Origin of the sequence: Mycobacterium sp. TY814, from assembly GCF_030755175.1 — a bacterium.
In the GTDB taxonomy this organism is placed as follows: Bacteria; Actinomycetota; Actinomycetes; order Mycobacteriales; family Mycobacteriaceae; genus Mycobacterium.
On the sequence record NZ_JAUFRY010000002.1, the window covers coordinates 1,279,912 to 1,299,840 of the forward strand.

The 19,929-nt window shown below is 66.8% G+C and carries 17 protein-coding genes; 12 read left to right on the forward strand and 5 right to left on the reverse strand.

Annotated elements, in window-relative coordinates:
- Window positions 1-18 precede the first annotated feature (18 nt).
- Window positions 19-1,800 (forward strand): hypothetical protein, encoded by a 1,782-nt coding sequence (locus QXH22_RS19295; protein ID WP_306240090.1) that lies wholly within the window; start codon window positions 19-21, stop codon window positions 1,798-1,800.
- Here the strand turns inward: QXH22_RS19295 and QXH22_RS19300 are convergent.
- A complete protein-coding gene (locus tag QXH22_RS19300) occupies window positions 1,797-2,438 on the reverse strand; it encodes a hypothetical protein (RefSeq protein ID WP_306244147.1) in 642 nt (213 codons plus the stop codon). The genes QXH22_RS19295 and QXH22_RS19300 overlap by 4 nt on opposite strands.
- A 10-nt stretch (window positions 2,439-2,448) precedes the next feature.
- Window positions 2,449-3,642 carry a hypothetical protein gene (locus QXH22_RS19305; protein WP_306276663.1) on the reverse strand — a complete coding sequence of 398 codons (1,194 nt, stop codon included), beginning with the start codon at window positions 3,640-3,642 and terminating at the stop codon, window positions 2,449-2,451.
- Window positions 3,643-3,758: 116 nt separating this feature from the next.
- Here QXH22_RS19305 and dop point away from each other — a divergent pair, with 116 nt between their 5' ends.
- The 4 genes from dop to prcA all read left to right on the forward strand — a co-directional run bounded on the left by dop (window position 3,759) and on the right by prcA (window position 7,337).
- A complete protein-coding gene (gene dop / locus QXH22_RS19310; RefSeq protein ID WP_306240092.1) occupies window positions 3,759-5,255 on the forward strand; it encodes a pup deamidase/depupylase in 1,497 nt (498 codons plus the stop codon).
- 191 nt (window positions 5,256-5,446) lie between these two features.
- Window positions 5,447-5,641: a ubiquitin-like protein Pup gene (locus QXH22_RS19315; protein ID WP_065049939.1), complete on the forward strand. Its 195-nt coding sequence runs from the start codon at window positions 5,447-5,449 to the stop codon at window positions 5,639-5,641.
- Window positions 5,638-6,498, forward strand: a complete 861-nt coding sequence (gene prcB, locus QXH22_RS19320; protein ID WP_306240093.1) for a proteasome subunit beta — start codon at window positions 5,638-5,640, stop codon at window positions 6,496-6,498. The genes QXH22_RS19315 and prcB overlap by 4 nt, the downstream gene beginning before the upstream one ends.
- Window positions 6,495-7,337: a proteasome subunit alpha gene (gene prcA, locus QXH22_RS19325; protein ID WP_306276664.1), complete on the forward strand. Its 843-nt coding sequence runs from the start codon at window positions 6,495-6,497 to the stop codon at window positions 7,335-7,337. The genes prcB and prcA overlap by 4 nt, the downstream gene beginning before the upstream one ends.
- Window positions 7,338-7,345: 8 nt before the next feature.
- Here the strand turns inward: prcA and QXH22_RS19330 are convergent, their stop codons facing one another.
- The gene (locus QXH22_RS19330; protein WP_306276666.1) at window positions 7,346-8,968 is read right to left on the reverse strand and encodes a PPE family protein; all 1,623 of its coding nucleotides are present in this window, start codon (window positions 8,966-8,968) and stop codon (window positions 7,346-7,348) included.
- An 88-nt stretch (window positions 8,969-9,056) separates the two neighbouring features.
- The gene (locus QXH22_RS19335) at window positions 9,057-10,406 is read right to left on the reverse strand and encodes a GAF domain-containing SpoIIE family protein phosphatase (RefSeq protein ID WP_306276932.1); all 1,350 of its coding nucleotides are present in this window, start codon (window positions 10,404-10,406) and stop codon (window positions 9,057-9,059) included.
- A 247-nt stretch (window positions 10,407-10,653) separates the two neighbouring features.
- Between QXH22_RS19335 and pafA the strand changes: the two genes are divergently transcribed.
- From pafA to QXH22_RS19370, 7 genes are all read left to right on the forward strand, one after another.
- Window positions 10,654-12,012, forward strand: a complete 1,359-nt coding sequence (gene pafA / locus QXH22_RS19340; RefSeq protein ID WP_306240096.1) for a Pup--protein ligase — start codon at window positions 10,654-10,656, stop codon at window positions 12,010-12,012.
- Between the two features lie 17 nt (window positions 12,013-12,029).
- Window positions 12,030-13,028, forward strand: a complete 999-nt coding sequence (locus QXH22_RS19345; protein WP_306276667.1) for a YafY family protein — start codon at window positions 12,030-12,032, stop codon at window positions 13,026-13,028.
- Window positions 13,029-13,086: 58 nt separating this feature from the next.
- The gene (locus tag QXH22_RS19350) at window positions 13,087-14,067 is read left to right on the forward strand and encodes a YafY family protein (protein WP_306276668.1); all 981 of its coding nucleotides are present in this window, start codon (window positions 13,087-13,089) and stop codon (window positions 14,065-14,067) included.
- A gap of 100 nt (window positions 14,068-14,167) precedes the next feature.
- Complete coding sequence (gene tatA / locus QXH22_RS19355; protein WP_306240099.1) at window positions 14,168-14,431, forward strand: Sec-independent protein translocase subunit TatA; 264 nt, start codon at window positions 14,168-14,170, stop codon at window positions 14,429-14,431.
- A gap of 26 nt (window positions 14,432-14,457) precedes the next feature.
- Window positions 14,458-15,417 carry a twin-arginine translocase subunit TatC gene (tatC, locus tag QXH22_RS19360; protein WP_306240100.1) on the forward strand — a complete coding sequence of 320 codons (960 nt, stop codon included), beginning with the start codon at window positions 14,458-14,460 and terminating at the stop codon, window positions 15,415-15,417.
- A complete protein-coding gene (locus QXH22_RS19365; protein WP_306276669.1) occupies window positions 15,401-18,160 on the forward strand; it encodes an RNA helicase in 2,760 nt (919 codons plus the stop codon). Before tatC ends, QXH22_RS19365 begins: the two co-directional genes overlap by 17 nt.
- An 89-nt stretch (window positions 18,161-18,249) precedes the next feature.
- The gene (locus tag QXH22_RS19370; protein WP_306240102.1) at window positions 18,250-18,969 is read left to right on the forward strand and encodes a DUF4333 domain-containing protein; all 720 of its coding nucleotides are present in this window, start codon (window positions 18,250-18,252) and stop codon (window positions 18,967-18,969) included.
- A 1-nt stretch (window position 18,970) separates the two neighbouring features.
- Here QXH22_RS19370 and QXH22_RS19375 read toward each other — a convergent pair whose 3' ends face one another.
- Window positions 18,971-19,921 carry a 5'-3' exonuclease gene (locus QXH22_RS19375; protein WP_306276670.1) on the reverse strand — a complete coding sequence of 317 codons (951 nt, stop codon included), beginning with the start codon at window positions 19,919-19,921 and terminating at the stop codon, window positions 18,971-18,973.
- Between the last annotated feature and the right edge of the window lie 8 nt (window positions 19,922-19,929).

Genomic DNA, 19,929 nt, shown 5'->3' on the forward strand with positions numbered 1-19,929 from the left:
CCAATTAGAGTCGCGCGGGTGCGATTGCGCTTTGGTCCTGGTGAAGAGGACGCCTACGCCGATACCCGCGGGGTGCTTCTGGAAGAGCTCAACGGGTGGCTGGACCTCCCGGAGATCGAGCGTTCCGGAACGGTCGTCAACGTAGGGTTCGTGCTGGATTGGCGGTACCGCGACTCCGACGGCGTGCTGGACGACTTCGCGCCGAGCGACATCGCCGACCTGATGTTGAAGTGGTGCCCACCGCGGCTGGCGGGCCGGGCTGAGGTCGTTCCCTTTCTGTGCGACGCCGTCCAGATCTACCTCGAGTTCATGGCGGCCACCGGACGGCTGGTCGGCGGCCGCAAGCGCGCCACCCGGCTGATCGGGCTGGTCGACGATCTGATGCCGGCCCTGCTGGCGGAGGTACAGGACCCGTCGAGCGTCGAGGAGTATTCCGAACAACCGCAGCGCACTTACGAGTTGCCGTTCGTATACCTGCGGCCACCAGCAGCCGAGGTCGAAGCTGCTGCGGCTGCCGCGCCGTTGCTGGCGAAGTTCAGGACGCTGTGCGCGTACCTGGGTCCAGACGGGAAGCAACTGACCGAGAACGGCAACCTGAAGCTGGCAGATGGCCGGGCGCTGGTGGACCTGCTGGAAACCGGCGACATGATGGAGATGCAGCTCGGCGGCACCACGATCAGTGCGAAATCTACGAGGTCGTTGCGCCGGCTGGATTTCATCGTCACCTTTGCCAGGCACGCCGGCGCGGTCCGGGCGCTTAAAGGTCGCCTGGTTCCGGTGAAGGCGTGGGCAGCGCGCCCGGCCGTGCAGCAGGCAGAGGCACTTTTCGCGGCGCTCGTGCAGCGGGGCCCGCTGGAAGTCGAAATCTCCGATTCCTGGCTGTACTCGCTTGAACTGCGCCAACTACTCGACGATGGAATCGTGCACTGGCTGGCGCCACTGCTCGCACCGGGCGCCGTCGAGTCCTTCGACGCCATGGTGGAGTGGGCGCAGTCGGCGGCGACCACGAAACACGAACTGCTCGATCCTGACGATGAATGGAACTACGAGTCCATCGAGGCGGATATGAGCCGCATCTTCGAGGTGCTCGAGCAAGCCGGTGTGGTCCTTTGGACCGATCGGCAGGAAGTGCCCGAGCCATTCGGTCCCACTGTCTGGACCGGCGGCACGGTGGCGCTTACGGCGTTCGGCCGCCATGTCCTGCCGGACTATCTCGGTGACGCGGGATACGTGCTAAGGCGCGCCGAAGATGTCGTCCACGCTGACGCCCCCGCTCTGATCGACGCGCTGTTTTCAGCCGGCGACACGGACCGGGAGGCGCTGATCGCGGCTTGGCAGGCGGAGCGGCCGACCACGGAGCGGGTGCAGATGCTCACCGAAGCAATCGTGGCGGCTTCCAACGGAGCGAGTCGCGGAATGGCGCTCTCGGTGCTGGACCATTTCGACATCGACGTGGCGGAGCCGTTCGTCCGTCAATTGCTGGACACACCGGTCGCCGGCCATGCGGCACTGTGGCTTATGTCGCAGGGGCGGGCCGATGCGGAGACGGTTGGCAGTTTCATCGACATGACGGTCATCGTGGATGTGCTCGCGGCCGGCGTGGACGACCCGAAAGAGCTGTGCGAATTCTTCGGCAGCTTCCCTGAACCGTTCGGGCTGCTCGATGACATGTGGCGCCATCCCGCACCTGAAACCGCAGTCGTACTTGACGCGCTCGGACACCACCTACAACACAAAGCGCTGGCCAAAGCCGCGCGAAAGGCGGCGGTCAAACACCGCAGCTGGATGGCGAACCGCTAACTCACCAGCGAATAGCTGTTGGTCAGGTCGTCCTGGATCACCTGCGCGGCCTGCGTGGTGGTGTCCACCCGCAGTGTCTCGGGGAGCACCCGCGCATGAAAGGTCCAGCCCGCAGGCAGGTTGAGCCGATCGCCTAGCTTGGGCAGATCGGCGCGTGAAAGCTTGGGGTCGACGACCTGACTCCAGGTCTGCATGACCCATTGTCGGCCGTGCGGATCCTGCAGTTCGTAGACCTCTTGGCCGGCGTCGAAGACGAAAACGGTGTTCCGGCTGACCTGATTCACGGTGTACGGATTCGGGTTCATCGACGCGAGCAGCACCGTGGCCTGCAGGATCATGTCGATGCCGCCGAAGTTCTTGATGATCTGCGGGCCCTGCTGAGTCTTTTCGATGCTGTTCATCAGCCAATAGCGTGGGCCGTTGAGAAGTGCTGTGGCGGCGCCGTTTTCGGTCGCGATGGCATGGGCGTCCAACGCCGTCCACAGGTCGGCGGGACAGTCGTTGAGGGGGAAGCTGTTATAGACGGTGGCCTGAGGGCCTGCCTCGCCGGGCGTTACGAGAAGCACTTCGCCGTAACGTTTCCCGGAAAGGTCGCCCGAATCTTGGTGGGCTGCTGAGGGCGATTGAGGGGCTGACACCAGGGTGAACCTAATCACCCAGGTCAGCGCCGTCAACACTGGTCACCGGCGCGTTCGCCATCCGATTGCGATAGCGGTTCCGCGCGGTCAGGGTGGCATGCAGATCACCAATCAGCGGGTCGACGAAATTCGACCGGTAATCGTCGTCGCCGGCTGCCCGGGCGCTGATGTACATGAACGTCAACGCGCCCAGGAACAGGCACAGGTGCACCAGTGAGTCGGGCACCGGGACCGTCAGACCCAGCACGGTTGTGTCGTTATCGGTCGTGCGGGCCCACTCCTTGAGCAGGGCGGGCGTGAGCACAATCAGGCCGAGGGTCACGTAAATGCTCGCCGTCAGCGCGGCGACCACCGCGATCTGCGCCAGTTGCGAGGCGGCCAGCACGAAGATCACGTTGACGCGCTCGGCGCGGGTCAGCTTGGGACTGTTCGCTGGATCAGACATCGCCTCGAACGGCGTACCGGCCAGGCGTTCGGAGTCCTGGGGCACCACCGCCGGTGAGCGCAACATCGGCCTGACCCGCTCGGCCGTCGCAGAGACCACGAACGCCGCGGCGATTCCGACCAGGAAAAGAATTGCCACAGCTAGCCGATCGCCGCTGATCATCGCCGACATCAACCAGACGTTGCCGTTGAAGAACACCAGTGTCGTCAGCAGCACCACCGGTAGTGCCCGCACCGCTAGTGCTCCGATCGAGGTGAGGTGCGACAGCGTCATGCGTGCCGCCCACCCGACGACCGACCCGACTCCGCAGCCGGTCAGCACCATCAACACCACCGCGGTCACGACGGCTTCGGGAAGGTGCGACGGGTCCGTTTCCACGACGATGACGATCCCCACAACGGTGATTGCCGCGGTGGATGCCAGGGCGCGGTACCGACGGTCGGAGATGCGGGACACCCACCATCCGGCCAGCGCCATCGCCAAGGGTGCAAGGCCGATAAGCCCGAGCAGCGACCACTCCCTGGCCGACGGATTGTCGTCGATGACGACTTCTTTCTGGCCGTCGGTAAGGAACAGGATCGGCACGGTCCAGCAGTGCATGGTCGCATAGGCCGCCAACATCGGAGCCGATCGCGACCACAGCCGCCGCCACCTCCCGCGAGTCGTCAATACCGAGGGCAGGCCGCGTTCCAGAAACCAGCTTTCAGCCTCGTCGGTCACCGACGCCCGGCGTACCGGCGAGCGCACAAAAGGGCTCATGGCGGCTCACATTAATGGCGGACGGCCGCGGCGGGCGCACGTGACGAGAGGCGGAATTCCGGCGTCAGCCACCCGCTCCTGATCGGGGGTCACAGCGGGACCGTAGTCTTTAACTCATGCAACGGATTATCGGGACGGAGGTCGAGTACGGCATCTCCTCGCCGTCGGACCCGACCGCCAACCCGATCCTCACTTCGACACAGGCGGTACTGGCCTACGCCGCCGCCGCCGGCATCCAGCGCGCCAAGCGAACCCGCTGGGACTACGAGGTCGAGTCGCCACTGCGCGACGCCCGCGGCTTCGACCTGAGCCGCTCGGCCGGTCCGCCGCCGGTGGTCGACGCCGACGAGGTCGGCGCCGCCAACATGATCCTGACCAACGGTGCGCGGCTCTACGTCGACCACGCCCACCCGGAGTACTCGGCGCCCGAGTGCACCGACCCGATGGACGCGGTGATCTGGGACAAGGCCGGTGAGCGCGTGATGGAGGCCGCTGCCCGCCATGTCGCGAGCGTCCCCGGAGCGGCCAAGCTGCAGCTCTACAAGAACAACGTCGACGGCAAGGGCGCGTCCTACGGGTCGCACGAGAACTACCTGATGTCGCGGCAGACGCCGTTCTCGTCGATCATCGCCGGGCTCACCCCGTTCCTGGTGTCGCGGCAGGTGGTGACCGGATCCGGTCGGGTGGGTATCGGTGCCTCGGGGGACGAGGCCGGTTTCCAGCTGTCGCAACGTTCGGACTACATCGAGGTCGAGGTCGGACTGGAGACCACCCTCAAGCGGGGCATCATCAACACCCGCGACGAGCCGCACGCCGACGCCGACAGGTACCGCCGGCTGCATGTCATCATCGGCGACGCCAACCTGGCCGAGACGTCGACCTACCTCAAGCTGGGCACCACGGCGCTGGTCCTCGACCTGATCGAGGAAGGCGTCGATCTGAGCGATCTGGCGCTGGCGCGCCCGGTACACGCCGTCCACGCGATCAGCCGCGACCCGTCCCTGCGTCAAACCGTCGCACTGGTCGACGGCCGGGAACTGACCGGCCTTGCGCTGCAGCGGATCTATCTGGACCGAGTGGCCAAGTTGGTCGACAGCCGCGACCCGGACCCAAGGGCCTCGCATGTGGTGGAGACCTGGGCCGAGGCGCTCGACCTGCTCGAGCGCGACCCGATGGAGTGTGCCGAGTTACTGGACTGGCCGGCCAAGCTGCGGTTGCTCGAAGGCTTCCGGCAGCGGGAGAACCTGAACTGGTCGGCGCCGCGCCTGCACCTGGTGGACCTGCAGTACTCGGACGTGCGACTCGACAAGGGCCTGTACAACCGTCTCGTGGCGCGCGGCTCGATGAAGCGGCTTGTCACCGAGCAACAGGTACTGGCGGCGGTGGACAATCCGCCGACGGACACCCGCGCGTACTTCCGCGGCGAATGTCTGCGCCGGTTCGGGGCCGACATCGCCGCGGCGAGCTGGGACTCGGTGATTTTCGATCTGGGCGGCGATTCGCTCGTCCGGATCCCGACGCTGGAGCCGCTGCGGGGCAGCAAGGCGCACGTCGGCGCGCTGCTCGATTCGGTGGACAGCGCCGTCGAACTGGTAGAACAGCTCACGAGTTAGTGCGACGACCGTGGGGATCGGTGCGGCCCCAGGTGGGGGTGCCCCCAGGCGCGTGGCGTCGAGGGGCGGCGTCGGGCAGTGATGCTTAGGTGGTGGTTAGACCGACGAATTGTCGGTGGGCAACGGTAGGGTAGAGAAAAGCCTGCGGGCGTGTGACGGCGCCAGCGGCTCATGACAAGCAGGAGGCGGCGATGGCGCAGGAGCAGACTAAACGCGGCGGTGGTGGCGGCGACGACGATGACGTCACCGGCGCGGCGGCCGCAGGTCAGGAGCGTCGCGAGAAGCTGACCGAGGACACCGACGATCTGCTCGACGAGATCGACGACGTGCTCGAAGAGAACGCCGAGGACTTCGTGCGCGCTTACGTCCAAAAGGGCGGACAGTGACCTGGCCGTTGCCCGATCGCCTGTCCATCAATTCAGCACAACCCGGATCCGTAGACCTGTCGTCCTTCGCGGATTTCCTGCGTCGCCAGGCGCCTGACCTGCTTCCCGCAAGTCTCAGCAGCGCCACCGTGGGTGACCAGCTGCCGCACGGCACCACCATCGTCGCGCTCAAGTACCCCGGCGGTGTCCTGATCGCCGGCGACCGCCGCTCGACACAGGGCAACATGATCGCGGGCCGCGATGTCCGCAAGGTCTACATCACCGACGACTACACCGCCACCGGCATCGCCGGAACGGCAGCCATCGCGGTCGAGTTCGCGCGACTCTACGCGGTCGAACTCGAGCACTACGAAAAGCTGGAAGGTGTCCCACTGACCTTCGCCGGCAAGGTGAACCGGCTGGCCATCATGGTCCGTGGCAACCTGCCGGCCGCAATGCAGGGGCTGGTCGCGCTGCCGTTGCTGGTGGGCTACGACATTCACGCCGCTGATGCCGAGTCGGCCGGACGCATCGTCTCCTTCGACGCCGCGGGCGGCTGGAACATCGAGGAAGAGGGATACCAGTCAGTGGGCTCGGGGTCGATCTTCGCGAAGTCGTCGATCAAGAAGCTGTATTCGCAAGTCTCGGATGCGGATTCGGCTCTGAAGGTGGCCGTGGAGGCGTTGTACGACGCCGCCGACGACGACTCGGCGACCGGCGGACCGGACCTGGTCCGCGGCATCTACCCGACCGCGGTCACGATCGACGCGGACGGAGCGATGGAGATACCGGAGCGGCGCATCGCGGAACTGGCCCGAGGAGTCATCGAAACTCGTTCGCGCGCCGACACTTTCGGCCCCGACGGTGGTGAGAAGTGAGCTTCCCGTATTTCATCTCGCCTGAACAGGCGATGCGCGAGCGCAGTGAGCTCGCACGTAAGGGCATCGCCCGCGGTCGCAGCGTCGTGGTGTTGGCGTACTCCGACGGCGTGCTGTTCGTCGCGGAAAACCCGTCGCGGTCGCTGCAGAAGATCAGCGAACTCTACGACCGGGTGGGGTTCGCCGCCGCCGGCAAGTTCAACGAATTCGACAACCTGCGGCGCGGCGGAATCCAATTCGCCGACACGCGGGGCTATGCCTACGACCGCCGCGACGTCACCGGCCGCCAGCTGGCCAACGTCTACGCTCAGACCTTGGGCAGCATCTTCACCGAACAGGCCAAGCCCTACGAGGTCGAGTTGTGTGTCGCGGAGGTGGCCCACTACGGCGAGACGAAAGCGCCCGAGCTGTACCGGATCACCTATGACGGGTCGATCGCCGATGAGCCGCATTACGTGGTGATGGGTGGCACCACCGAACCGATCATCAACGCGCTCAAGGAGTCCTACGCCGAAAACGCCGACCTCGCCTCTGCACTCAAAGTGGCGGTCAACGCGTTGCGGGCCAACAGCGGCGACAACGCCACCAATGGCCAGCCCGCGCTCGGTGTTGCCAGCCTGGAAGTTGCGATCCTGGACGCCAACCGGCCGCGACGGGCATTCCGCCGGATCAACCGCGCGACCCTGGAATCACTACTGCAGGAGTCGGATTCCGCCGAGGCCAAGGACGAGGCCAAGGACGAGGCCACGGACGAGGCTACCCGCGAGGCCGCCGGAGGTGCCGAACAGCCGGAGAGCCCGGAGAAACAGGCAGAACCCGAGGGCGACTCCTCGTCGTAGTCGCCGCCTCACCGCCAGGTGTTGGGCAGCATCGGCAGGGTAGGGCCGTCGTCGAACTGGCCATCGTGCAGCCTCGTCAGTCCGGCGGCCTGGGTCACGGTGTGCTGGCTGAGCGTCCCGGCCAGTCCGAGCCGTTGCGCACCTCGGTCTGACGCCGTGGAGTCTGGTGTGCCGAGCGGTTCGTCCCAGTCCGGCTCGACGTCGCCGTCCATGTCCAGGTACTCGTCGCCGGGCTGACGCTGGATGGTGCGGGACCGCTGCCTAGCCCGTGCCTTTCGGCGCTCGGCCGCCCGCGACTGCGCTGCCGCCGGCGCGCGATCGGGTTCGGCGGCCTTTTTCCTGACGCTGGCGCTGGCGCCGGCCGCCATGCCTGAACCGAATCCGATACCGGGCGGGCCCACCGCGTAGGGCGGTGCAAACCCGGCGGCTGGTCCGGGTGATGTGGTCGGCAGCGAAGAGATCGGAGCGGGCGCGCTCGTGGGAGCGGGGGCGGGTGCCGGAGTGGACGTCGGGGCTGTAGCGACTCCTGTCGGCGCAGAACTCGATCCCGCGAGGTGCCACGAGCTGGGCTCGTCCGCTCCGGTCAGCGGCTCGGGCGCGGCCATCGGTTGGGGCGGCGCGGCCAGCCCTGCCAGGCCGGCTAATCCACCGGCCGACGCGGCCGGAACCACCACCGCGCCGCCGGCCGCGGCCAGCAGCAGCGGGGACTGGGTGATGGCGGTGCCCAACTGGGCGATATGAGTCGGCCAATCGAAGATCGCCAGGGCCAGCATGTACTGCACAGCCTGTGCCGGGTTCTGCGACATCTGCATGGAGTCCCCGATCAGTTCGAGGCCCCGGGCGAGGTACCACATCGGCTGGGTGGCATCCGCGTAGTACTCGTAGTCAAGACCGTTGAGCATTCCGGCGGCGGGGTCCCAGTACACACCGAAGTTTTCCAGGACGTCGGCGATGAAGGTCGTCACGACGTTGGATACCAACGGATTACGGATCAGTGGGTTGATTCCGAATTCGTTCAGAATCGGTTCCAGCGCCTTGAGAGCGATTCGCACCGGGTCGAGGGATGCAGCGGGTTGAGCTTGCGCCGGCGCGGCAGAGCGGACGATTTGCGGCGCCGGAACCGGTGATGGCGCCGACGCGACCGCTGCTGTCGCACTCGTCTCGTAGACGCTCATCGTGGTGGCGGCCTGAATCCACATCCGGACATAGTCGGCCTCATTCAGCGCGATCGGAATGGCATTGATTCCGAAGAAGTTCGTCGTCACCAGGGCTGCGTGGAGGGCGTGGTTGGCAGCCAGTTCCGACAGGGTCGGCATGGCGGCCAGAGCGGCGGAGTAGGCCGCCTCGGCAATCTCGTGCCGGCAGGCCGCCGCGGCGCTGTCGGCGCTGGCCTGCAGCAACCATGCTGCGAAGGGCTGGTGGGCGGCCGTCCACGAGGAAGCCCCCGCCCCCTCCCACGCTTGCTGCGTCGCGGCGGTCAGCGTGCTGATCTCGTCGGCCGCGACGGCGTATTCAACGCTGAGGGCACGCCAGGCTGCTGCCGCCGCTGCCAGCGGACCCGGACCCGGCCCCTGGCTCAACAGCGCGGAGTGCACCTCCGGCGGTAGTGCCATCCACACAGCCGCCGTCATCCAGTCAGCCCTCCGAAGACTTCACCTGAAAGTTTCGGACAGCCTAACTTTTCGATTAGGTAGATCGATAACGGGGATGGAAGCGTTGTCAGCGAGCTCTGATCGCGAGCAGCGCGATGTCGTCCTCCGGTCCGAGTTTGGGGATGAGGGTGGCCAGTTCGTCGATCAGGCCCCTGACTTCCGGCCCCGCGTGTTCGGCGGCGAAGGCGGCCAGGCTGTCTTCGTTGAACGGGTTGGCACCGCGACGGGCTTCGACGATGCCGTCGGTGTAGAACAACAGCGTCTGACCTGGACGCAGTGTGACGTCGCAGGAGTGGAATGTGGCGTCTGCCCGCAACCCGACCAGTGTTCCTTCGTCGGAGCGGACCTGCGTTGCCGTCCGGTTGGCGGGATCGAGCAGCAACGCCGGGGGGTGACCGCCGGTGGCGATGGTGATGGCAAAGCCCTCGCCGCCCGGGAGCCGCTTCAGGGTCCCGAACAGCACAGTGCAGAAGCGCCGGGTGTCCAGCTCGCGCAACAAGACCGCGTTGAGTTCGGCCAGCCCTTCGGTGGGGTCGCTGTAATGCAACGCAGCAGACCGCAACGTGTACCGGATGAGCGAGGTGACCACGGCGGCATCCACCCCATGCCCCTCGACGTCGCCGATGAAAAACGCCCACCGGTCGTCAGCCAGGGCGAACACGTCGTAGAAGTCACCGCCGATCCGGCGCGCGGAGGCGGGATGGTAGTGAGCCGCCAAAGATGCGCCCTCGATCGTTGGCAGCATCGGGGGCAGCAAGGTTCGCTGCAGGACCGCGGCGTATTCCTCGGTCAGGTCGCGGTCGTACTCCGCGATATTGCGGTCCCGGATCGCGACGTCACGATCCAGGCGTGCGTCATCACGCTCGCGTTGCGCTTCGTCGAGGTCACGGCGCGCCGTATCACGCGCCTGCTGCGCGTGGTAGCGCTCGAAGCGAGCATCGTCGCGCGCGTATTCGGCGGCACTGCGTAGGCCGCGTTCCACGCCCAGCGCATCCAACGAGGCCAGCCGCAAATCCAGCTGCTCCATCACGATCGCGGCGAGGTCTTGCAGCACCGACACTTGCGTCTCTGACAGGGTCCGCACCTCGGTGTCCATCACGGCCACCGCACCCAGGCTGTATCCGTCAGGGGTCACGACCGGGGCGCATGCGTAGAAACGGATCTGGTGAGCGTGCACCAACCGGTTGCCGGCGGTCCGGTGATCGGTGAGCGCGTCCTGCACCACGTACGGCGTCGTGCCCATCACGGCCGAGGCACACAAACCCTCATCCCGCGGGATCTGGTCCGGGGCGGGCAGGCCGTACGCGGCCATCAGGTAGATGTCGTCCTCGCCGACCATCGACACCGTCGCCATGGGCATACCGAGAGACCGAGCGGCTAACCCCGGAATTCGCTGGACTACCCGGTCGGGGGGCATGCCGAGCACGTGGTAGCGGCGAAGCGCTTGCACGCGAGCTCTGTCTGCGTCACTGCCCGGAAGCAGATTTTCTGAAATGGTTCGTCACATTCCGCGCGGGAGGATTATCTGACACCCCGACGCCCGAAGGGGGCACGCGCCATCATATCCAATCCCCATGGTGGATTCGCGGGCCAACCGCAGCGATGTGGTAACGAGGGCGTGGCTTGCGCGCCGCGACATTTCGACAACAAGTACCCTCGATTACGTGCAGCGACGAATTATGGGCATCGAGACAGAGTTCGGTGTCACCTGCACCTTTCACGGGCATCGCCGACTGTCTCCGGACGAGGTGGCCCGCTACCTTTTCCGGCGGGTGGTGTCGTGGGGTCGCAGCTCGAATGTTTTCCTGCGAAATGGCGCGCGCTTGTATCTCGACGTGGGCAGCCACCCCGAGTACGCGACCGCGGAATGCGACAGCCTGGTCCAGTTGGTCACCCATGACCGGGCCGGTGAATGGGTGCTCGAAGATCTGCTCATCGATGCCGAGCAGCGGCTTGCCGACGAGGGCATCGGCGGCGACATCTACCTGTTCAAGAACAACACCGACTCGGCGGGCAACTCCTACGGCTGCCACGAGAATTATCTGATCGTTCGGGCCGGCGAGTTCTCCCGGATCTCCGATGTCCTGTTGCCGTTCCTGGTCACCCGTCAGCTGATCTGCGGGGCCGGCAAGGTTTTGCAGACGCCGAAGGCCGCCACCTTCTGCCTGTCGCAGCGCGCCGAGCACATCTGGGAGGGCGTCTCGAGCGCGACCACTCGCAGCCGGCCGATCATCAACACCCGCGACGAGCCGCACGCCGACGCCGAGAAGTACCGGCGGCTGCACGTCATCGTCGGCGATTCCAACATGTGCGAAACCACCACCATGCTCAAGGTGGGCACCGCCGCACTGGTGCTGGAAATGATCGAGGCCGGAGTCGCGTTCCGGGACTTCTCACTGGACAACCCCATCCGCGCCATCCGCGAGGTCAGCCACGACACCACCGGTCGCCGGCCGGTCCGGCTGGCCGGCGGACGTCAGGCCAGTGCCCTGGACATTCAGCGCGAGTACTACAGCCGTGCCGTCGAGCATCTGCAGACCCGGGAACCCAACGCGCAGATCGAGCAGGTGGTCGACCTGTGGGGCCGCCAGCTCGACGCCGTCGAGAGCCAGGACTTCGCGAAGGTCGACACCGAGATCGACTGGGTGATCAAGCGCAAGCTCTTCCAGCGCTACCAGGACCGCTACAACATGGAGCTGTCCGACGCCAAGATCGCCCAGCTGGACCTTGCCTATCACGACATCAAGCGCGGCCGCGGCGTCTTCGACCTGCTGCAGCGCAAGGGCCTGGCGGCCCGGGTGACCACCGACGAGGAAATCGCCGACGCCGTCGACCACCCGCCGCAGACCACCCGTGCCCGGCTGCGCGGTGAGTTCATCAGTGCCGCGCAGGCCGCCGGCCGCGACTTCACCGTTGACTGGGTGCACCTCAAGCTCAACGACCAGGCTCAGCGCACGGTGCTGTGCAAGGATCCGTTCCGCGCCGTCGACGAGCGGGTCAAGCGACTGATCGCGAGCATGTAACCCTTAATCTGGACCGGATGCCCATCAACAAAGTTGAGCGACTGGTCAATCTGGTCATCGCGCTGTTGTCCACCCGTGGCTACATCACGGCCGACAAAATCAGGTCCAGCGTCGCCGGGTACGCCGACAGCCCCTCCGCAGAAGCGTTTTCCCGCATGTTCGAACGCGACAAGAACGAACTGCGCGACCTCGGCATACCCCTGGAAGTGGGCAAGGTCTCCAACCTCAACCCCACCGAGGGCTACCGGATCAACCGCGACGCCTACGCGCTGCCGCCCGTCGACCTGACCCGGGAAGAGGCCGCCGCGGTCGCGGTCGCCACCCAGCTGTGGAAGTCACCCGAGTTGATCACCGCAACCCAGGGCGCGCTGCTCAAGCTGCGCGCGGCCGGTGTCGACGTCGATCCCGTGGACACCGGGGCTTCGGTATCCATCGCATCTCCGGCCGGCGTCCCGGGGCTGCGAGAGTCCGAAGAGGTTCTCGGAATCCTGTTGAAAGCCATCAATTCCCGGCAGGCGGTCCAATTCCCGCACCGGTCGTCGCGTTCGGCGCCGTACACCACCCGCACCGTCGAACCCTGGGGCGTGATCACCGACAAGGGCCGCTGGTATCTGGTCGGTTATGACCGCGACCGTGACGCCACCCGCACCTTCCGGCTCTCGCGCATCGGCGCCGATGTCACCGCGATCGGTGAGCCGGGCGCGATCACCGTGCCGGACGGCGTCGACCTGCATCAGATCGTCGCCGACGCGGTCGCCGAAGGGCCGACCGGAGCGCTGGCCACGGTCTGGGTTGCCGACGGACGTGCCACAGCGCTGCGCCGCGCCGGACGCTCCGTCGGACCCCGCGAATTGGCCGGGCGCCACGGCGAGGTGCTGGAACTGGACATCGGGTTCAACGACCGGCTTGCCCGGGAGATCGCCGCCTACGGGGCCGACGCGATCGTGCTCGAGCCGGCGTCGTTGCGCGAGGATGTGTTGTCCAGGCTGCGGGCAGCCGCCGGGGAGGGCCGATGAACTGCGCCGGCGACGATGCAGTGGGGGTACCGCCCAGTTGCGGAGGAGGGTGTCGTCGATGACCCCCGTATCCGACCGGCTGGTCCGGTTGCTCAACATGGTGCCGTACCTGCAGGCCAACCCCCGCATCACCAAGACCGAAGCGGCAGCCGAGCTCGGCGTCTCCGAAGACCAGCTGCAAAAGGACCTCGAGCAGCTGTGGATGTGCGGCCTGCCCGGCTACGACCCTGGTGATCTCATCGATTTCGAGTTCTCGGGTGACACGGTCAAGGTGACGTTCTCCGCCGGCATCGACCGGCCGCTCAAGCTGACCTCGCCGGAGGCGACCGGACTGCTGGTAGCGCTGCGTGCGCTGGCCGACATTCCCGGTGTGGTCGATCCCGAAGCGGCGCGCAGCGCGATCGCCAAGATCGCCGCGGCGGCCGGGGCCGCCGGGCACGACGACGCCGCGGCCGCCATCGACGAACCGGCGCCGATGGAGAGTCGCGCCGCCGCGACGGTGCGTGCCGCGGTGCGCGACAAGCGAGCGTTGACCATCGACTACTACGCCGCCTCGCACGACTCGCTCACCTCCCGCGTCGTCGACCCCATCCGCGTCCTGCTGGTTGGCGACCACAGCTACCTCGAAGCCTGGTCACGCGAGGCCGAAGGGGTCCGGCTGTTCCGGTTCGACCGGATCGTCGACGCCACGGCGCTCGCCGAACCCGCCGCACCCCCGGAACCGGTGTTGCAGTCGCCACCCGACACGTCGCTGTTCGACGGTGACCCGGCCCTGCCGTCGGCGACGCTGCGGCTGGACCCGTCAGCGTCCTGGATGTTCGAGTACTACCCGCTGCGGGACCCGCAAGAACTGCCGGACGGCTGCTGCGATGTCACCATGACCTATGCCTCCGAAGACTGGATGACCAGGCTGATTCTGGGTCTCGGGTCGGCCGTGCGGGTACTGGCGCCGGAGTCGCTCGCCCAGCGGGTGCGCGCGGCCGCCGTCGCGGGCGTCGAGGCGTATCAAGCCGTGCAAAGTACCTCTGAGCAGGCATGACGTACTAAAGCGAGCGGCGCGCGGCGGTGCAAGGGTTCGCTTGTCCCGGCCAGGCACCTGTGCTGCGGTAGCATCGGGTGAACGTCTGGAGGTAATCAAAGTGGGCAGTCTTCAACCGTGGCACTGGCTGATCCTCGCTGTCGTGGTGATCGTCCTGTTCGGTGCCAAGCGGCTTCCCGATGCGGCGCGCTCATTGGGCAAGTCGCTGCGCATTTTCAAGTCCGAGGTCCGTGAGCTGCAGAGCGAGAACAAGACCGACTCGTCTATCGAGACTCCTGCGGCGGCTCCCACACCGGTGCAGTCGCAGCGTGTCGAACCGCCAGCCGCCGCCGAGCAGGGTCACACCGAAGCACGGCCGGCGTAGTCCGTCCTCACTTCTGACCAAATGTCGTGAAAGGTCCCAGGGTTTCAGCGCGCGCTTTTGGTCCTCTCAAACGCCTCAACCCGCGTAACCGGCGTAGCCGGGTCAACCCGGACGGGACGATGTCGCTGGTCGACCATCTGACCGAGCTGCGTACCCGGCTGTTAATTTCGATGGCCGCGATCGTGGTCACTACGGCGTTCGGCTTCATCTGGTACTCGCACCCGATCTTCGGGATGGAGAGCCTCGGCGAGTGGCTGCGCCACCCTTATTGCGCGTTGCCCCAGTCCGCGCGGGCCAGCATCAGCGCAGACGGGCAATGCCGGCTGCTGGCCACCGCGCCGTTCGACCAGTTCATGCTGCGGCTCAAAGTCGGGATGACGGCCGGGGTCGTCCTGGCCTGTCCGGTGTGGTTTTACGAGCTGTGGGCGTTCATCACGCCCGGGCTGTACAAGAAGGAGCGCCGCTTCGCCGTGGCCTTCGTGATTCCGGCTGCGGTGCTCTTCGTCGCCGGAGCCGTCCTGGCCTACCTGGTGCTGGCCAAAGCGCTGGGGTTCCTGCTGACGGTCGGCAGCGACGTGCAGGTGACCGCGCTGTCGGGTGACCGCTACTTCGGCTTCCTGATCAATCTGCTGGTCGTCTTCGGGGTCAGCTTCGAATTTCCGTTGCTGATCGTGATGCTCAACGTCACCGGCATGCTGACCTACGAGCGGCTCAAGTCGTGGCGTCGTGGGCTGATCTTCGCGATGTTCCTGTTCGCCGCGGTGTTTACTCCGGGATCCGACCCGTTCTCGATGACCGCGCTCGGTCTGGCGCTCACGGTGCTGCTCGAATTCGCCATCCAGATTGCGCGGATCCATGACAAGCGAAAGGCCAAGCGCGAAGCCGCCGCCGCTGCGATCCCCGATGACCAGGCGTCCGTCATCGAACCACCCTCGCCGATACCGGCGCCGTCGGTGATCGGCGGAACACATGACGACGTCACCTGAGCCGTCCGTCCCGGAGGGCCTGCCGGAGCTGACCCGGTTCGCGGCCGAGCTGGCCTTTCCCCTCGATGACTTTCAGCGCCGGGCTTGTGCCGCCCTCGAAGGCGGTCACGGGGTGCTGGTCTGCGCGCCCACCGGCGCCGGCAAGACGGTTGTCGGCGAATTCGCCGTACACCTGGCGCTCGCCGGCGGGGGCAAGTGCTTCTACACCACGCCGCTGAAGGCGCTGAGCAATCAGAAGCACACGGACCTGACGGCGCGCTACGGCAAGGACAAGATCGGGCTGCTCACCGGCGACCTCTCGGTCAACGCCGACGCCCCGGTGGTGGTGATGACCACCGAAGTGCTGCGGAACATGCTCTACGCGGATTCGGCTGCGCTGCAGGGTCTTTCGCACGTGGTAATGGACGAGGTGCATTTCCTGGCCGACCGGATGCGCGGTCCGGTCTGGGAGGAAGTGATCCTGCATCTGCCCGACGAGGTGCGGCTGGTCAGCCTGTCTGCGACGGTGAGTAATGCCGAGGAATTCGGCGGATGGATCCAGACGGTGCGCGGCGACACCACCGTCGTGGTCGACGAGCACCGGCCGGTGCCGTTGTGGCAACACGTTCTGGTCGGCAAGCGAATGTTCGACCTCTTCGACTATCGCGCCGAGGGTTCGAGCAAGGACAAACCGCACGTCAACCCCGAACTGCTGCGCCACATCGCACACCGCCGCGAAGCCGACCGCATGTCGGACTGGCAGCCGCGCCGGCGCAATGCCGGACGGCCCGCCCGGCCGCGCTTCTACCGCCCACCCGCCAGGCCCGACGTCATCGCATCGCTGGACTCGGCCGGGCTGCTGCCGGCCATCACCTTCGTGTTCTCCCGTGCCGGCTGCGATGCCGCCGTGCAGCAGTGCCTGCGCTCGCCGCTGAAGCTGACCACCGAGGAGGAACGTGCGCAGATCGCCGAGGTCATCGAGCACCGCTGCGGCGACCTGGCAGACGACGACCTGGCCGTGCTGGGTTACTACGAGTGGCGCGAAGGACTGCTGCGGGGCCTGGCCGCCCATCACGCCGGCATGCTGCCGGCCTTTCGGCACACCGTCGAGGAACTATTCACCGCCGGCCTGATCCGGGCCGTCTTCGCCACCGAAACGCTGGCCCTGGGCATCAACATGCCGGCCCGCACCGTGGTGCTGGAAAAGCTGGTGAAGTTCAACGGCGAGCAGCACGTGCCGCTGACGCCGGGGGAGTACACCCAGCTGACGGGGCGAGCAGGCCGGCGCGGCATCGACATCGAGGGCCATGCGGTGGTGCTCTGGCACCCGGATGTGGAGCCTTCGGAGGTGGCAGGCCTGGCATCCACCCGCACCTTCCCGCTGCGCAGCTCGTTCGCGCCGTCGTACAACATGACGATCAACCTGGTGCATCAGCTGGGGCCGGAGCAGGCGCACCGCTTGCTGGAGCAGTCGTTCGCGCAGTACCAGGCGGACCGGTCGGTCGTGGGCCTGGTGCGTGGCATCGAGCGGGGCGAGACGATGCTCGCCGAGATCGCCGCCGAGCTGGGCGGGCCCGAGGCGCCGATCCTCGAATACGCACGGATGCGTGCGCGGATCAGCGAACTCGAGCGGTCCCAGGCACGAGCGTCGAGGCTGCACCGCCGGCAGGCCGCCAGCGATGCCCTCGCCGCCCTGAAACGCGGCGACATCATCAACATCAACCACGGCCGGCGCGGTGGGCTGGCCGTGGTCCTGGAATCCGCCCGCGACCGCGACGACCCGCGACCCCTGGTGCTGACCGAACATCGGTGGGCAGGCCGGATCTCGTCCGCGGACTATTCGGGCGCGACCCCGCCGGTCGGGTCGATGACGCTGCCCAAGCGGGTCGAACACCGCCAGCCGCGGGTACGACGCGATCTTGCCTCCGCTCTACGCTCAGCCGCCGAAGGCCTGACGGTCCCTTCGGGCCGCGGTGACAAGGCGGACACGCACTACGACCCGGACTTGGCGTCACTGCGCGAGCAGTTGCGCCGGCACCCGGCCCACAACTCGCCCGGTCTGGAGGAGCAGGTAAGGCAGGCCGAGCGCTATCTGCGCATCGAACGCGACAACGCGCAGCTGCAACGGAAGGTGGCCGCGGCCACCAATTCCCTGGCCCGCACCTTCGACCGGATCGTCGGCCTGCTCACCGAGCGTGAGTTCATCCAGGGGCCGCCGACGGACCCGCACGTCACCGACGACGGCCGATTGCTGGCGCGGATCTACAGCGAGAGTGACCTTTTGGTGGCCGAGTGCCTGCGCACCGGCGCTTGGGCCGGGCTGAAGCCGCCGGAGTTGGCGGCCGTGGTCTCGACCGTGCTCTACGAGGCCCGCGGCGGTGACGGCCCCGGCGCCCCGTTCGGCACCGACGTGCCGACACCGCGGCTGCGGCAGGCGCTCGGGCAGACCGCGCGGCTGTCCACGGCGTTGCGCGCCGACGAGCAGACGCACCGCATCGGGCAGACCCGCGAACCCGACGACGGGTTCGTCCACGTGATCTATCGCTGGGCGCGTACCGGTGATCTGGCCGCAACCCTGGCGGCGGCCGATGCCTACGGTTCCGGATCTCCATTGTCAGCAGGCGATTTCGTGCGCTGGTGTCGCCAGGTGCTCGACCTGCTGGACCAGGTCCGCAATGCGGCACCCGACCCCGACGTGCGGTCCACAGCCAAGCGCGCTATCAATGACATTCGGCGCGGCGTCGTCGCAGTTGACGCCGGGTAGGCTAGGCCGGAGCTACGGTTACATCCGGAATGCGTACAGAGGCCACCGGGGGCGACGGTGGCGAGGACACATCAGACTGAGGAGTAACGATGAGTGGACCGCAGGGGCCAAACCAGTCATGGCAGCCGCCCGGGGGTTCCTCGGACCCGACCGTGGCGGGATCGCCATGGCAACAGCAAGGCGGCAATCAGGACGCGACATGGCACGCCCAGTCGTACCCCGCCGCGGAGTATCCCGGCTACCAGCAGCCGGCTGACCCCGCTTATCCCCAGCAGTCGCCCGGGTACGGTTCGGACTTCGGATCACAAGCCACTCAGTACGGTGCCACCCCGCAGTACGGTCAGCCGCCCCAGTACGGACAGCCACAGCAGTACGGTCAGCCCCAGTATGGGCAGCCGCCCCAGTACGGGCAGCCGGGCCAGCCGGGTCAGTACCCGCAGCAGCCGTACAGCCAGACCCCGCAGGGTCCGAAGCGTTCCAAGGCATTTCTCGGCGCTGTCATCGGTGGCATCGCGCTGCTGTTCGTGATCGTCATCCTGGTGCTCGGTTTCGTGGTTCCCGGGTTCTTCGTCACCACCAAGCTGAACGTGAACAAGGCGAACACCGACGTGCAGTCGATCCTCACCGACGAGACCAACGGTTACGGCGCAAAAAACGTCAAGGACGTCAAGTGCAACGGCGGCTCCGACCCGGTCGTCAAGAAGGGCAGCACCTTCGACTGCACCGTGAGCATCGACGGCGCGAACAAGCACGTCACGGTCACATTCCAGGATGACAAGGGCACCTACGAGGTCGGTCGGCCCCAGTAAGTCACAGGGCGTCGAGCGCTTTCTGCAGCCGAGAGATCGAGGATCCGACGCCGTAGCGGGTGGCCAGTTCGGCGGTGCGTTCGGGATGGGCCGCGTGCAGCGGCAATTCGTCGGTGGGCGTGGACAGCGTAACGGGTGCGTCGGTCGCCACCCGCACCACCGTGCCAGCCGCCTCGATGTAGTCCGTCGAGGAATTGATTTTCGCCCGTAATCCCTTGGCCATCTTCGACTTTGGATCCTCGGCGGCAGCGACGATCTGCTCCAGTGAGCCGTGCTGGGCGAGTAGTGTCGCCGCCGTCTTCTCGCCGACCCCCGGCACGCCTGGCAGCCCGTCGGACGGATCGCCGCGCAGCAGAGCGAGTTCGGCGTATGCCGGGCCGGCCCGATCGATCGGAACCCCGTACTGCTCGGCTACCTGGGCGGGTCCGAACAGCGTCGCCTTCGACAGACCCCGGCCCAGATAGAGCACGCGGACGGGGACGGGTTCGTCGGCGACCACCTGCAGCAGGTCGCGATCGCCGCTGACGACGACCACCGGGTCGTTGCGTTCCTGTGCGGCCAGGGTTCCCAAGACATCGTCGGCCTCGAAACCGGGCGCACCGGCCGTCGGGATGCCGAAGGCATCCAGCAACTCCATGATCATGTCGACCTGGGGGGTGAGCTCGTCGGGTACTTCCTCGATGTCGGGTTCACCGGCAGGTCCCTCGGCGGCCACGCGGTGCGCCTTGTAGGACGGGATCAGGTCGACCCGGAACTGCGGGCGCCAGTCCAAATCCAGGCACACCGCCAGCCTGCTGGGCTTGTGCTGGGTGATGACCACCGCCATCGAATCGATGAATCCGCGAACGGCGTTCACCGGCCTGCCGTCGGGGGCCTTGATCGAGGACGGCACCCCGAAGTACGAGCGAAACCACATGCTGGCGCCGTCCAACAGCAACAGGGGTGCGGGCATGCTGATCA

Coding starts and splice junctions, on each gene's coding strand:
- QXH22_RS19305 (WP_306276663.1), bottom strand. CDS start 3,642: ATGAGCCCTTTTGTGCGCTCGCCGGTACGCCGGGCGTCGGTGACCGAC.
- dop (WP_306240092.1), top strand. CDS start 3,759: ATGCAACGGATTATCGGGACGGAGGTCGAGTACGGCATCTCCTCGCCG.
- QXH22_RS19315 (WP_065049939.1), top strand. CDS start 5,447: ATGGCGCAGGAGCAGACTAAACGCGGCGGTGGTGGCGGCGACGACGAT.
- QXH22_RS19330 (WP_306276666.1), bottom strand. CDS start 8,968: ATGACGGCGGCTGTGTGGATGGCACTACCGCCGGAGGTGCACTCCGCG.
- QXH22_RS19335 (WP_306276932.1), bottom strand. CDS start 10,406: ATGCCCCCCGACCGGGTAGTCCAGCGAATTCCGGGGTTAGCCGCTCGG.
- QXH22_RS19345 (WP_306276667.1), top strand. CDS start 12,030: ATGCCCATCAACAAAGTTGAGCGACTGGTCAATCTGGTCATCGCGCTG.
- QXH22_RS19350 (WP_306276668.1), top strand. CDS start 13,087: ATGACCCCCGTATCCGACCGGCTGGTCCGGTTGCTCAACATGGTGCCG.
- QXH22_RS19365 (WP_306276669.1), top strand. CDS start 15,401: ATGACGACGTCACCTGAGCCGTCCGTCCCGGAGGGCCTGCCGGAGCTG.
- QXH22_RS19370 (WP_306240102.1), top strand. CDS start 18,250: ATGAGTGGACCGCAGGGGCCAAACCAGTCATGGCAGCCGCCCGGGGGT.
- QXH22_RS19375 (WP_306276670.1), bottom strand. CDS start 19,921: ATGCCCGCACCCCTGTTGCTGTTGGACGGCGCCAGCATGTGGTTTCGC.